Raw genomic sequence first — 14,720 nt, 5'->3', positions numbered from 1 at the left:
TTAAGCCTGCAAAGCTAATTTATTTTAAAAGTCAGAGACTCATGTTTCCTGAAAAAATCTTCCAGCTCATGAGTCATCTCCACACGAGTATTCCTAGAAAACAGGTTGACCATACTTTTTGTTTCTGCATCCCATATATTAAATCGCAACAAGGCTTTTCCCTTATTTTTAACGCTAATGGTTTCAATTTCCTGAATTAAATCCGGAGTAACCTTCTGAAGCGGCAGTTGCAATGTAACGGACTTAATGTTATTTTTTCGAATTTCGGACAAGAGCTCAATACTGCGGATTTTAAACTCCAGCTGCTCTGAATTAAATCGCGGTTGAACCTGCCCTTTGATCATCAGAAAGAGACCGGTCTTGCAGAACTTCGAAAATTCCACATAGTTTTTCCCAAAAAAGAAAAAGGTATACGAATCGGTGTAATCAGCCAAAGTCATCGTACTAAATGGCTTCCCCGTTTTCCCAACTGCTTCCCGGCTTTCAGTCACCATTCCGGCAAATGTCAAATCTTTGCCACGAAGTGCATCAATATTATTATTGACATCCTTCAGTGAAAATTCATGACTCGTAAAGTTATCCACTTCTAACTTGTAGTCATCCAGCGGGTGTGCCGAAAGATAAATGCCGATCAGGGCTTTTTCCTTTTCGAGCAAAACAATCTTAGGCCATTCAGGCACCTCGGGTATATCAGGGGTTTTTACAGCTTGTGCCGACATAGCCTCGCCAAACAAGGATTGCTGGGCATTGTTACTCTCCAGTTGCATTTGCTGCCCATACCGAGTCAGTCGTTCAATAAAGGTGGGTTCATTATCCGACATGCTGGCAAAAAACTGGCTGCGCTTGAAGCCAAAACTGTCGAAAGCACCAGCCATGGCCAGTCCTTCAATATTCTTTTTATTGACCGTATGCAGGTTAACCCGTTCTACAAAGTCGAAAACCGAGGAAAACAAGCCCCCTTCACGCGCACGTACAATGTCGAATACAGCACCAGCTCCAACACCTTTAATGGCAGCCATTCCAAAACGAACATCACCTTCGCGGTTCACCATAAACTTATTAAAACTCTCATTCACATCAGGTCCCAAAACATTAATTCCCATCCGCTTCGATTCCTCCATCAGTTTGGTGATATCAACAATATTACTCAAATTGCGACTCATGTTTGCCGCCATAAACTCGGAGGGAAAATGTGCTTTCAGGTATCCGGTTTGGTAAGCAATATGGGCGTAACACACCGAGTGCGACTTGTTAAAGGCATACGATGCAAAAGCCTCCCAGTCTTTCCATATTTTTTCGATGATCACGTCAGGCTCCTTCTTCATCTCCTCACAGCCTTCAACAAACTTAGGATTTGCCTTACAGCCATCAATAAATTTCACCTTCAGTTTATCCATCATGGCCTTAATCTTTTTACCCATCGCTTTCCGCAGAGAATCGGAGTCGCCTCGGGTAAAGTTGGCCAGGTGGCGTGACAATAACATCACCTGTTCCTGAAAGACCGTAATACCGTAGGTATCTTTCAGGTATTTTTCCATCATGGGATGGTCATACTCCACTTTCTTGCGCCCATGCTTCCGGTCAATAAAGTCTGGGATGTATTCCATTGGTCCCGGACGATAAAGCGCATTCATGGCCACCAAATCTTCAAACCTGTTGGGTTTCAGATTGCGCAAGTGTTTTTTCATCCCAGGAGATTCAAACTGAAAGATCGCTGTTGTTTCGCCCCGGCTAAAAAGCTCGAATGTCTTTTCATCATCGCCCGGAATAGCATCAATATCGACCTCCAGCTTCCTGGACAATCGGATATTCTCTAAGGTTTCCTTAATGATAGATAGGGTTTTCAGTCCCAGAAAGTCCATCTTCAGCAAACCAATATCTTCTACATAACGTCCATCGTATTGGGTGGTAAATAAATCTTCTTCCTTGGTTGGCATCAGCGGAATATGCTCATCGAGCGGATCGCGCCCAATCAGTATCCCGCAGGCATGCACACCAGTTTGTCGAACCGAACCTTCCAAAGTCTCCGCAAACTTCAAGGTAGAAGCAATCAGTGGGTTATCCGATTTTTTCTCATTCCGAAGTTCCGGACTTTCCTTATAGGCCTTGACAAAACTCATTTTGGGTGCTTCGGGCACCAGTTTTGCCAGCCGGTCAGCTTCAGGCAGCGGTAGTTTTAACACCCGCGACACATCGCGAATGGCCAGCTTCGTTGCCATCGTACCAAAGGTACAGATGTGAGCCACGCGATCGCGACCATATTTTTCAGTCACCCAATCCAGCACCAACTGTCGTCCATCATCATCAAAGTCAATATCCACATCGGGCATGGAAATCCGGTCGGGATTCAGAAAACGTTCAAATAGCAAATCGTGCTTAATCGGGTCGATATTGGTGATTCCGACACAAAATGAAACCGCAGCACCAGCGGCCGATCCACGTCCCGGGCCAACCAAAACACCCATATCGCGGGCTGCATTAATAAAGTCCTGCGTAATCAAGAAGTAGCCAGGAAAACCCATGGTTTTAATGGTTTCCAGCTCAAAATCCAATCGTTCCAACACACTCGGCGGAATCGGATTTCCATAGCGGTAATCTTCTTGAGCTCCCAAGTAAGCCAAGTGCTTCAGATAATCAGCTTCCAACTTAATCCGAAGAACACTTTTGAATCCTCCCAATCGCTCAAAGGCTCCATCTTTAAACTCTTCTTTTAATTGATCTTCCGTATATTTCTCGGCATACCCCTCTTCTGTTCCAAAATCCTCTGGAATGGGAAATTCAGGCATAATGGGTGAAGAGTTCAACTCATACTCTTCAATCTTGTCGGCAATTTCCTGGGTATTGAACAACGATTCCGGCACATCAGCAAACAGCTGGTTCATCTCGGCCGTAGTCTTAAACCACTCCTGCTTGGTGTAGCGCATCCGATTAGGATCATCAATATCTTTGCCCGTGTTCAGGCAAATCAGCAAATCATGCGCATCCGCATCCTCTGCATTGATAAAGTGTACATCATTGGTGGCAATCACTTTAACCTGATACTTCTCTGCCAACTCCAGAATCGCCTTATTGACCAGCACCTGATTTTTATATACATCCTCATTACGCTGCGGATCATCAGACTGGTGACGTTGCAATTCGAGGTAATAATCGTCACCAAAAACCGATTTATACCATTTGATGGTTTCTTCCGCATCAGCAACCGATGCTTTCATAATATGTTGTGAAACCTCACCTCCCAAGCAGGCCGAAGAAACGACCAGACCTTCGCTGTACTTCTCCAACACCTTTTTGTCGATACGCGGCTTGTAGTAAAACCCTTCGTTGCTGGCTATGGAAATTAATTTGATCAGGTTGCGGTATCCTTTCAGATTTTTGGCCAACAAAATCAGGTGATCACCCGATCGGTCCACCTTGTCGCTTTTATTTTCGATGGTCCTCGAAGCCACGTAGGTTTCGCAGCCTAGAATCGGCTTAACCCCTTCTCGTTTGCAGACATCATAAAACTCCTTGATCCCGAACATCATTCCGTGATCGGTTAGAGCAAGCGCCTTCATCCCGTCGCCTTTGGCTTTGGCCACAAGCCCTTTTACGCTAGCGGCTCCGTCTAATATTGAATATTGTGAGTGTACGTGTAAATGTGTGAAAGGAATCATTTTCAATTCGTTTTGTCTGTCTTCTATTTCATCGCCCTCTGAAAATTCAGAGAGCTAAAATTACGTTTTTCATTCTGCTCATGAAACCCCTGTTGATAAAACATGAAAAAAGGGAAAAAGATGTGCCGTTGCTCTAAAAATGAATCGTGAATTTTCCATCACGATCTTTCAACCGCTGCTTGAAAGAAGCTCAAAAAGGCAAGATGCAAGAAAATCACCTCGCATCAATTAGCTCCTCAAAGTTTTGCCTTAACACTCTTTTAACAAGCTATCCAACACCGGGTAAATAGAATCCAGCTCGAATCCACGTCCTTGCGCAAAACGAATCAACTTAGCTTTCCGGTCGTAATCGGTCGCTGCTTTTACACTCTTATTCTTTTCCCTCAATAAATCAGTCAGTCGTTCCCGATAAACATCCTCATCAATCTCCTCCAAAGCCGACTCTATTATTCCGGCATGAACCTGCTTAGCACGAAGCTGATAAATAATCTTTACCCTCCCCCATTTATTAAACCGAAATTTATCTTTTACAAAACTTCTTGCATACCGTTCATCGTCAATGTATTTTTCTTCAACCAACAAATCGATCACCCTCGCCGCCTCATCCTCTGCCAACCCCCACTCCATTAGTTTTCTCAGCATATCTCCTGAGCATTTTTCGGCCCGGCTACAAAGTGCCGCTGCCCGATGCCAGGCGTCTGTCTGCTGTTGATTCAATTCCATATTTCGTTCCTTTTTTGATTATTCTTTTAGTCAAAGATTCCTTCATCTGGCTTTCCCAGCTCGACAGAAACCAAACACTTGAGCTTAATTCGATCTGTACTCGCCTTGTTGTATCATTTCCCGATGCGTTGATAATAGCCATCGACTGACCAGCTCCCAACCGAAGCGCTATCGATTTTGCTCCTATTTGTATTTTGCCATCGTGACAAACAAAGCTATTTTCCTATAAAAATCAAAGATAGGGAATCTGCCTGACGAATATTTTCCACGCACCCAGCAAATAAAAATCAGGATCTATCCAAATGGCAAACCCTGATTTTCAAATACGCTTCCAAGCAACATAAACTACTGCAGAACAAAACTAATTGGTACACTAAAGGCCACTCGCACTGGTTCGTTTCGTTGTTTACCAGGCTTCCAAACGGGCAGGCTATTAACCACTCGTAAGGCTTCTTTATCCAGAGATGGGTCTACACTCCGAATAATTCTGGCATCCGTCACCCGGCCATCTTTGCCCACAACAAACGAAACATATACTTTTCCTTGCACACCATTTTCCTGAGCAACTACCGGATACTTAATCGCATCGGCAATAAATTTGCGCAAAGCCAACTCACCACCCGGAAATTCGGGCATTTCCTCCACAATATAAAAGACTTGTTCTTCTACCTTCTCTCGCTCTTCTTGAGCATAATCAACAACAATTGGACTCACATCAATCTCCGTTTCCTCATCCGCTTCGCTATCCATAATTTCCAACTCATCCTCAATCTCAACATCATTGGATACAATATTAAGCACTTCCACAACCAAAGGAGGAGGTGGTGGTTCCGGAGGTTTCACGGCTTCTTGCCTTGTAATCGGAATAATCTCATTCTCAACATCCTCCATGGTCATGGTTCCTGAAAACTCCGCTTTCTTCACATTGGTCTTAAATTCAAAAGCCAGCAGAATAATTCCCAGTGCCAATACCAGACCGATCTCAACCAACAGATTTCGATAACAATTTAAATCACAAGATGGATATTTCTTGACTTCCATAACTTTTGGTTTTTCATTTGTAATCAATCGGAGAATCGAAGCATGTAAAAAGTAATTAAAGCAGGAGATGCAGTAGTATCCTTTTCAGAAAAAGGAAATGAACACGGTTCATGTCACCAGACTTTCAGTCTTTAACGATCAAGGAACTTTCAATAATATATACGAACACAAATGAGGCTTGGTTCTATTTTATACGAAACAGAAACGTCATTATTATTAGCTCTTTCGTCAAGAAACCTGAGCAACAAACTGCCTTGTTAAAAGATTACGATAACTCCGCAGCACCTGCATGGTGATATAGAGAAGTTTCAGCTATCAAATTTTTCTTGCTTCGATTATCTTCTGCCCAAATAAAAGGGCAAATAGATTGTTTGCGATTGCGGACTTTCATTGGCAAATCAAACCAAACCAAACCAAAAAACAAGCCGATCCATTCCACTCCATCTAGCGAATCAGGAAAACCTTCCCAGTTTCACGTATTCTTTCCTTTTTGCTATTAAATCGCATACTCTTCATGAAACGTCAAACAAAAAGTACTAATTACTAAAACATCTTTAAAGTCAACCTCTTGATTCTTCTCCTTCTGAAGCTAATTTTTAGTACTTTTGCCCATCAATTAAACACGCGGGATGGAAAGAAAAGATATTGAAATTATGGCGCCAGTAGGTTCCTACGAATCATTGGCAGCGGCCATTCAGGGAGGCGCTGGATCGGTTTATTTTGGAGTGGAGAAGCTCAACATGCGTTCGCGCTCATCCAACAACTTTACCCTCGAGGACCTGAAAAAGATTGTAGAAACCGCCACCAAACATGGCGTCAAAACCTACCTCACCGTCAACATCATTGTGTTCGACAATGAATTGGACAAATTGCACGAAATAATTGATGCAGCCAAGGCTGCCGGTATTACGGCGATTATTGCCAGCGACATTGCCGCTATTACCTATGCTCGCAGCGTTGGCGTAGAAGTCCATATTTCCACTCAACTGAACATCACCAACATTGAAGCGGTAAAATTTTATGCGCAATATGCCGATGTGGTGGTGCTAGCGCGCGAGATGAACGTGGGACGTATATGGGAAATCAGCAAGCAAATCAAAGAACAAAATATAACAGGGCCGGCAGGCAAACTCATTCAAATTGAAATGTTCGTGCACGGTGCCTTATGCATGGCTGTTTCGGGCAAATGCTACCTCAGCCTCAACGAAATGAATTCGTCGGCCAACCGTGGCAGTTGCATGCAAACCTGCCGCAGGGCCTACACCGTAAAGGATAAGGAAACCGGTGCCGAACTTGATATCGACAACGAATACATCATGTCGCCCAAGGATTTAAAAACCATTCATTTCCTGAATAAATTGCTCGATGCCGGCGTTTCGGTTCTGAAGATTGAAGGGCGGGCACGCTCTCCCGAATATGTAAAAACAGTTGTGGAATGCTATCGCGAAGCGGTGGACGCCTATTTTGACGACTCGTTTACCGATGAAAAAATCAGTACTTGGGACGCACGCCTGCAAACGGTTTTCAACCGCGGATTTTGGGATGGCTATTACCTGGGGCAACGCCTGGGCGAATGGAGCAAAAACTACGGATCGGTAGCCACCAAGCGCAAATTATATTTGGGTAAGGGTATGAACTATTTCTCGAAGTTGGGCGTGGCCGAATTTAAAATGGAAACCGGCAAACTTCAGGTGGGCGACGAAATTCTGATTACCGGCCCAACCTCCGGCGTGGTGGAAGCTACAGTAAAAGAAATACGTGTTGATTTAAAGCCTGTTGAGGAAACCAAACGAGGCGAACGGTTCTCCATCAAACTGGACCAAACCATTCGCCGTTCCGATAAATTATACAAAATTGTTCCAGCCAGTGAAGTTCACCAGCGAAAATAAATTGATCATTACAAGAAAATTAAGAATGCATCGTTAATAAGTCATTCGAAATTCAAGGCCTAAATATTTCGTCGCTGCCTGACTTTCTTGTTATTTTTGATAAAAAATCAGATTATGCGCAAGCTCATCATCCCGATCCTGCTTATTTTAGTCCTGATAGCCGGAGCCGCCTTCATTTTAATGGAAAGTCAATCCAAAAGCTACAACGACAATTCCGCCTTTCGTGCCATCCCGGTCAAAACACCCTTGATCATCGAAGTCCCGGAACTGGATGCCTTGCTTGATAAAATGGATCCGACAAGCCCGCTAGTTGCCGAATTGCAACAGTTCAGGGAGTTGGACGCTTTTTTTGCAGACATTAAGGAGCTAAAAAATCAATTTGAAACAAATGCTCCGTTTCGGAAAGTCTTAGCCGGCAAATCAGCATTGGTCGCTTTTAATGCTGAAGGGAAAAATAATGTGGGCTGCCTGTTTGTCGCCAGTTTGAACGACCGCAAAGAGAAAGCAACAATACATGATTATTTTAACAGCCTGCCGACCGCCAAAAGTGGCAAGATCAGCTCGCGCGAATACGACCAGGAGCAAATCTATCAATTAAAAACCGGTAAAACCACGCTGAATTTCGCATTCAAAGACGGCGTGCTGCTGCTTAGCCGCTATGCACTGTTTGTGGAAGAAGCCATCCGCCAAATGACGGTGGAGAACCTCACCCACAACCAGCAGTTGCAAGACCTTTATGCTACCGTAAGCTCCAATTCAGATTTTAACCTTTACATTCAACACAATCGCTTGCCGGGCTTGATTTCCAAGCTTGCACCACGTGCTTTCAGAAAACAGCTGCAATTGTTTGGTAGTTTTTCCGACTGGACGGAACTGGACGTAAACATCAAAAATACCGAGCTCCTGCTCAATGGCTTCAGCTTCTCCAATCAGAACAACCACAACTATTTGTCGGCCCTTCGCGGACAAAAGCCCATCCGATCCGGCATCACCAAGGCCATTTCGGCCAACACCTGTCTGTTTATTAATCTGGCACTAGACGACCTGAATACCTTCTACATCAACTACGAAGAATACCTGAAGAAACAAGGTTTGTTTTACGCGCGCGAAACCCAACTAAAAAAGATTGAACGCTACAGCAAGGTTCCCTTTCAGAAACTGTTTACAGAGATTGCCAAAAATGAATTTGCGCTGACCTTCGGAACGGTGACCCAAAATGATCCGGCCAACAACCGCTTTTTTATTGCCGAGGTAAAAGGCCAGTCACTTGCCCGTGAAAAACTACTCCCGGTGCTCGAGAATTATGCCAAAGCGAACAAAAAAACCTTGTCGGAAATACAAAGCGAGTATAAAATTCAGAATGCCCATTCGTTTTCCATTTATGAATTTCCCTTTGTCAACCTGCCAGAGCTACTCTTTGGAGAGGTCTTTTCAGGTACCGAAAGTCATTTCTTAAGCTTTTACGACAACTACCTCATTTTTGCCGACAACAGTACTGCGCTGAAAAATTACCTGCACAACCTGGTTCTTTCAGAAACCCTGGAAAATGATATCCAGTTCCAGAAATTTAGCGAACAACTGGCCAGCCGGTCAACGCTTAACAGCTACCTCAACTTTTCAAAAGCCTTTTATCTGGGCAACTATTATTTGAATGAAGAAGCAGCCCAATCACTTACCGACAATGAACAATCCATCCGAAAGTTTCATGCGCTAAGCTGGCAATTTTCGGAGAACTCTGGACAATTTCTTAATAACCTGTATCTGAAATACGACCCGGTTTTGAAAGAAGAACCGCAAACGGTTTGGCAAAGCAAGCTGGAATCCACCGTTGCCATAAAACCACAACTAGTCACTAATCACACGGATAAAGCCAACAAAGAAGTTATCATTCAGGATAATAAAAACCAACTCTACCTGATCAATAAAGAAGGAGTAAGCTTGTGGAAAGTACAGCTTCCCGGCAAAATCATGAGCGAGATTTTCCAGATCGATTACTACAAAAACGGTAAGTTGCAATACCTCTTCAATACAAAAAACAAACTGCACATCATTGACCGAGAAGGTAATAATGTAGCACGTTACCCCATCAACCTTCGGGCTCCTGCCACCAACGGAGTCGCTGTTTTCGACTACGACAACAACCGCAACTACCGGTTTTTCGTAGCCAGTGACAATAAACAAATCTATGCTTACAACCATGAAGGCAAGCTGGTGAAAGGCTGGGATTTTAAAGGAACCGATGGACTGGTGACCAACCCGATAAAGCACTTCCGAGTAGGAGCCAAAGACTACCTTGTTTGTGCCGATCAGTACAAAACCTACATTCTGGATCGGAGAGGCAATACTCGCGTAAAGACCGCTGCCAATTTTGAACACTCGGGGAATGATCTATTTCTGGTACAAGCCGGGCAGGCAGCCATTGCAACTACCGATGTAAACGGATTAGTGCACCTGCAATATTTTAACGGTGAACACAAAGCAATTGAAACCGAGAAGTTTGGAAAGGATCATTTCTTTGAAGCAGCAGACCTGAACGCTGATGGCAAAACGGATTTCATTTTTGCTGACGGCAATCAGCTATGGGTACTCAATGATCGAGGGGAAGAAATCTTGAAACGAGAGTTTAACAGCCCAATTTCGAGCAAACCCAACAGCTACACCTTTGCCAACAACGACCGAAAAATTGGCGTTGTCTGTCAGGCCGAAAACAGGGTGTACCTGGTAAACTCCGATGGCAGCCTATATGAAGGCTTCCCTCTGCATGGCAATACCGATTTCACCATTGGCTACTTTAATAGCTCCAATTCTTATTTCAACCTTGTTGTTGGAAACCAAGACAATAGTTTTTACAACTATCAGGTGGAATAGCCAAAGGCTGCTCAAAGGCGAAAAGAATTTAGATCAGAATCAAATAAACAGGCTACATCCTAACCTGATATATCCTTCATTATTCCAGACTTTCCAGCACGCCTTTCAGCAATAGATTCAGATCGAATTCGCCTTTCTTGGAATAACCGGTACGAATAACGATCACCTCTTTAGAGGGAATGATACAGATAAACTGACCATCGTGCCCCCTACATAGAAATAGGTCACGAGGTGCATCCGGAAATTCACCCGACTGGTTGAGCCAAAAAGAAGAACCATAACGACCATCGGAGCCATTAGCCACCTCAGTCGTATAACCAACCCAGCCCTCAGGCAAAATCTGCTTGCCCAGCCATTTGCCATCAGTTAAATACAACATAGCAAAGCGCGCGTAATCGCGCATAGTAGCATACACATACGATGAGCCAACAAAAGTTCCGGAGGCATCTACTTCAAACACCGCACTAGTCATCGCCAGCGGATTGAACAGCCGCTGACGCGGAAAGGCCAAATAAGCTTCATCGCTATTAAACGAACGACGCAGCTCACGACATACCAAATTGGTGGATCCGGAAGAATATTCCCAAACGGAATCAGCAGGAAACTCATAGGCTTTCTCTTGCGTGTATAAACCCATATCACCCACCTTGTGCAACATAACAGTTACATCGGAAAGACTGCCATACCCTTCATTCCAGGCTAGCCCACTGTTCATCTGCATCAAGTTATTCAGTGTTATGGCACTTCGGTTATCCTCCTGCCATGCCTCAATCGGCAGAGGCTGATGAATATCCAGCGCACCATCTTTAACGCGCAAACCAACCAACGCATTGGTCATACTTTTGGCCATCGACCAGCTCAGAAAGCGGGTCTTGGCAGAAAAATCATCCCGATAAACTTCTGCTACCGGTTGCCCTTTATAAACCACCATCACGGCAAAGCTGCCCTTAAAAGGGATGGTGTCAGCCATGGCCTGCTCTACCGCCTCATTCAGCTTTGCCCGATCCAGCCCCTTGGGAAGGCTGTCAGCAAATAAATCCCCCGCAGGCCAAGGTAACGTATCGCCCCGGGCAGAAAGTGGCTGTACCGCCTGATACGACCTGTTTCGAATTTCATCTTCCGAGAAATCTTGTACCAAGATACATCCATAACCATCAATATAAATCGCTTTTGATTCACCCCACAAAAAACGGCTGACAACTTCGCGCTTTTCAAAATCAACCGTATTGTTTGTGAAGGCAATTACCGAAAAATTGAGATCCTCGTTTTCCAGCGCATCCTGATTCCTGCCAGAAACAAAAACACCTGATGCAAGGTTCTTTGCCGCGTAACCGGTAACAACAGGCAGTAGCAAATTCAGAAAATAAACAGCACCGAATAAACCAGCAACAACAAGAGCAAAGACAATACGCTTTTTCATAACAAGCTAATTCTGAAAAATAAATCAGGATGTTTAATGGCTTTTCAAGGTACAAAAATATTGAAGATGGAAAAACCGCCAATAACAAGACTAGGAAAACAAGAAAGGCCATCAATTACTTGACAGCCTTTCGGAAAATATTGTGCTCTTTTCGTTTACAGAATCAACATGGCATCGCCATATGTTCCGAATCGATAACCTTCTTTGATGGCCTGTTGGTAGGCATCCATCACAAAATCGTATCCACCAAAAGCAGCAACCATCATCAACAGAGTCGACATCGGCAAGTGGAAGTTGGTAATCATTCGGTCCGCAACACTAAACTCATATGGAGGAAAGATAAACTTGTTGGTCCATCCCTCAAACGGTTTTAAATGGCCTTGAGTCGACACGGAACTTTCCAGTGTCCGCATAACTGTGGTTCCCACCGCGCAAATGTTACGCTTCTCCAATTTGGCATTATTCACGACATCACAGGCTTCTTCTTTAATCCAGATTTGCTCTGAATCCATCTTATGCTTAGTCAGATCTTCCACATCAACACTCCGGAAGTTTCCTAATCCAACATGCAACGTCACATAGCTAAAATCAACACCGATAATTTCCAGGCGTTTCAACAGCTCGCGGCTAAAATGAAGTCCAGCTGTTGGCGCTGCAACAGCTCCTTCATGCTTCGCAAAGATCGTCTGATAACGCTCTTTATCTTCAGCTTCAACAGGTCGTTGGATAAACTTTGGAAGCGGTGTTTCACCTAAGCTGTAAAGTGTTTTCTTGAATTCATCATAAGGCCCGTCAAACAAGAAACGCAAAGTACGTCCGCGCGAAGTGGTATTGTCAATCACCTCAGCCACTAACATGTCATCTTCACCAAAGTAAAGTTTATTACCAATACGGATTTTACGCGCCGGATCAACCAACACATCCCAAAGCCGCTGCTCGCGGTTCAGTTCCCGAAGCAAAAACACTTCAATTTCTGCACCAGTCTTTTCCTTGTTTCCATATAAACGTGCCGGAAAAACCTTCGTATCATTGAATACCATGACATCTTTGTCGTCAAAGTATTCCGTAATATCTTTAAATAACTTGTGCTCAATCTTTCGACTATCACGGTGTAAAACCATCAGTTTCGACTCGTCACGATTATCAGATGGATGCAAGGCAATCTGTTCTTCAGGCAGTTTATACTTGAACTTAGATAACTTCATAGATGAAAATTTATTCGATAATTCAGAACCCCCTTTTACGGGGCGATCTTCAATTTGTTACAAAATTGTCAATATTTTTCAGAAAGTCGTCGACCGAATAGGCTTCTTCCAGGTTGAAATCGCCAATTTTGGTCCGTTTCAACCCGACAAGATATGCTCCGCTATTCAGCGCTTTCCCAATATCACGAGCCAGTGATCGAATGTAAGTGCCTTTACTGCACACCACCCGGATTTCCAGCTTTTCATTCGAAAAATCCAACACTTCCAATTCCCGTATTTGGATCATTCGGGACCTCATTTTTACATCTTCACCCTTACGAGCATGAGTATAGGCCCGCTGACCATCAATTTTTACCGCACTGAAAATCGGTGGAACCTGCTCAATATCACCCACAAATTGTTTTACAACCGTGTCGACCAACTCTTTCGTAATATGGTTTGTTTCAAACTGAACATCTTCTTCAGTTTCCAAATCAAAAGAGGGTGTTGTAGCTCCAAGCTTCAACGTGGCCAGATACTCTTTCTCTCCAGCTTGAAAACTCTCAATTTGCTTTGTCGCTTTTCCGGTACACAAAATCATAAGTCCAGTGGCTTTGGGATCCAAGGTTCCCGCATGCCCGACCTTCAATTTTTTAATTTTCATGGCTCGGCAAAGGTTATTGCGTACCTTCTGTACCAAATCAAACGAAGTCCAGTCCAAGGCTTTATCAAAAAGCAATACTTCACCTTTGATGAAGTCAAATTTTTTGGGTTCCTCCCCCATTGCGAAAATAAATTTAATTAGTATTACTCCGAATTTGGAAGTCTATTTTTCAGCCCGCAAAGATAGCAATTAAGCCGATAACCAGACAATAAGCCGCAAAATAAATCAATTTGCCTTGCTTCACAATTTTAATCATCCACTTACAAGCCAGCAGACCTGAAACAAAAGCAGCAATAAAGCCAACAGCAAGTGGCAAAGCGCCAACCGCACTTTCGGGGCTTGAATTATGGCTAAAAAGATCGATACAATTGGCACTAATAATCGGAATCAGTACCATCAGAAATGAAAAGCGGGCCATGTCCTCTTTCTTCTTGCCTAGCAGCAAGCCAACAGCAATGGTTGATCCACTTCTCGAAATACCCGGCATAACAGCCATTGCCTGTGAAACGCCAATAGTTAAAGAATCGAGCCAACCAATAGACGTTCCTTTTGATTTGGCAAAATAAGTAAAAGCCAGCAAGCTAGCCGTTGCAATCAGCATGCTCCCTACAAAAACCAGGTTCCCAGTAAACAGCTCTTCAATTTGCTCGCGGAAGAAAAGCCCCAAAACAGCAACCGGAACGGCCGAAAGAAACAGGAGTGAAACATACTGCGTTTCCTCATTCCACCGAAGAGCAAACAAGCCCTTAAAAAGAGCTAAAATATCGCGCCGGAAAACAACCAGCGTACTCAATACGGTAGCTCCGTGCACTACCACAGCAAACACCAAATTATTGTGCCCTTTTACGCCTAACAAATGATGACCAATTTCCAGATGACCACTGGAACTGACGGGTAAAAATTCAGTCAATCCTTGAATAATCCCTAATAAGAAAGCCTGAAAAACATTCATTGATTAGTTTCCGGTTTTGGAGCGTTTCATAATAGCATAAATTTCAAACAGGAAGCCAAACAATACGATGAGTGGAGCCAGGGTAATTCTTCTGAAACTAAAAATTTCAGGATTAAATACCGAAGGGTCCTCACTTTTACCTCCAACCATTAAAATAAAACCGAAGACGATGATTGCAAAGCCAATCAAAAGCAATTTATAATTTTCTTTCCCTAAGGCGAAAGTTTGATTTTTCGTTTCCTCTTTTTCCTTTAACATAGCTACGTATTTTTGCTCGTACGAAAGTAGAAAATCTATTTCTAATAATCGGTCTGAGCCAGTCA

Annotated in this window: 10 protein-coding genes; 2 read left to right on the top strand and 8 right to left on the bottom strand. The window is 43.6% G+C overall.

The annotated features are described in order from the left end of the window. Positions 1-14: 14 nt before the first annotated feature. The 3 genes from dnaE to ACUNWA_RS00690 all read right to left on the bottom strand — a co-directional run bounded on the left by dnaE (position 15) and on the right by ACUNWA_RS00690 (position 5,420). On the bottom strand, positions 15-3,656 hold the full coding sequence (gene dnaE / locus ACUNWA_RS00700; protein WP_445589948.1) for a DNA polymerase III subunit alpha: 3,642 nt from the start codon (positions 3,654-3,656) through the stop codon (positions 15-17). Between the two features lie 249 nt (positions 3,657-3,905). Then, complete coding sequence (locus ACUNWA_RS00695; RefSeq protein ID WP_445589947.1) at positions 3,906-4,379, bottom strand: regulatory protein RecX; 474 nt, start codon at positions 4,377-4,379, stop codon at positions 3,906-3,908. A gap of 345 nt (positions 4,380-4,724) precedes the next feature. Beyond that, positions 4,725-5,420, bottom strand: a complete 696-nt coding sequence (locus ACUNWA_RS00690; protein ID WP_445589946.1) for a TonB family protein — start codon at positions 5,418-5,420, stop codon at positions 4,725-4,727. Between the two features lie 629 nt (positions 5,421-6,049). On the opposite strand from ACUNWA_RS00690, the gene ACUNWA_RS00685 reads away from it, so the two are divergent. Then, complete coding sequence (locus ACUNWA_RS00685; protein ID WP_445589945.1) at positions 6,050-7,309, top strand: peptidase U32 family protein; 1,260 nt, start codon at positions 6,050-6,052, stop codon at positions 7,307-7,309. Between the two features lie 114 nt (positions 7,310-7,423). Beyond that, on the top strand, positions 7,424-10,177 hold the full coding sequence (locus ACUNWA_RS00680; protein WP_445589944.1) for an outer membrane protein assembly factor BamB family protein: 2,754 nt from the start codon (positions 7,424-7,426) through the stop codon (positions 10,175-10,177). Between the two features lie 79 nt (positions 10,178-10,256). Here ACUNWA_RS00680 and ACUNWA_RS00675 read toward each other — a convergent pair whose 3' ends face one another. The 5 genes from ACUNWA_RS00675 to ACUNWA_RS00655 form a co-directional block, all read right to left on the bottom strand. Beyond that, positions 10,257-11,597 carry a serine hydrolase domain-containing protein gene (locus ACUNWA_RS00675; protein ID WP_445589943.1) on the bottom strand — a complete coding sequence of 447 codons (1,341 nt, stop codon included), beginning with the start codon at positions 11,595-11,597 and terminating at the stop codon, positions 10,257-10,259. Positions 11,598-11,752: 155 nt separating this feature from the next. Then, a complete protein-coding gene (gene queA / locus ACUNWA_RS00670) occupies positions 11,753-12,802 on the bottom strand; it encodes a tRNA preQ1(34) S-adenosylmethionine ribosyltransferase-isomerase QueA (protein ID WP_445589942.1) in 1,050 nt (349 codons plus the stop codon). Positions 12,803-12,851: 49 nt separating this feature from the next. After that, entirely contained in the window at positions 12,852-13,565 is a 714-nt protein-coding gene (truB, locus tag ACUNWA_RS00665) for a tRNA pseudouridine(55) synthase TruB (protein ID WP_445589941.1), read from the bottom strand. Positions 13,566-13,614: 49 nt separating this feature from the next. After that, entirely contained in the window at positions 13,615-14,397 is a 783-nt protein-coding gene (locus tag ACUNWA_RS00660; protein WP_445589940.1) for an undecaprenyl-diphosphate phosphatase, read from the bottom strand. A gap of 3 nt (positions 14,398-14,400) precedes the next feature. Then, positions 14,401-14,655: a DUF3098 domain-containing protein gene (locus ACUNWA_RS00655; protein WP_445589939.1), complete on the bottom strand. Its 255-nt coding sequence runs from the start codon at positions 14,653-14,655 to the stop codon at positions 14,401-14,403. Positions 14,656-14,720: the final 65 nt, after the last annotated feature.

The sequence above is a fragment of the Sunxiuqinia sp. sy24 genome (genome assembly GCF_052677165.1).
This window is presented reverse-complemented; position numbering and strand designations above follow the sequence as displayed.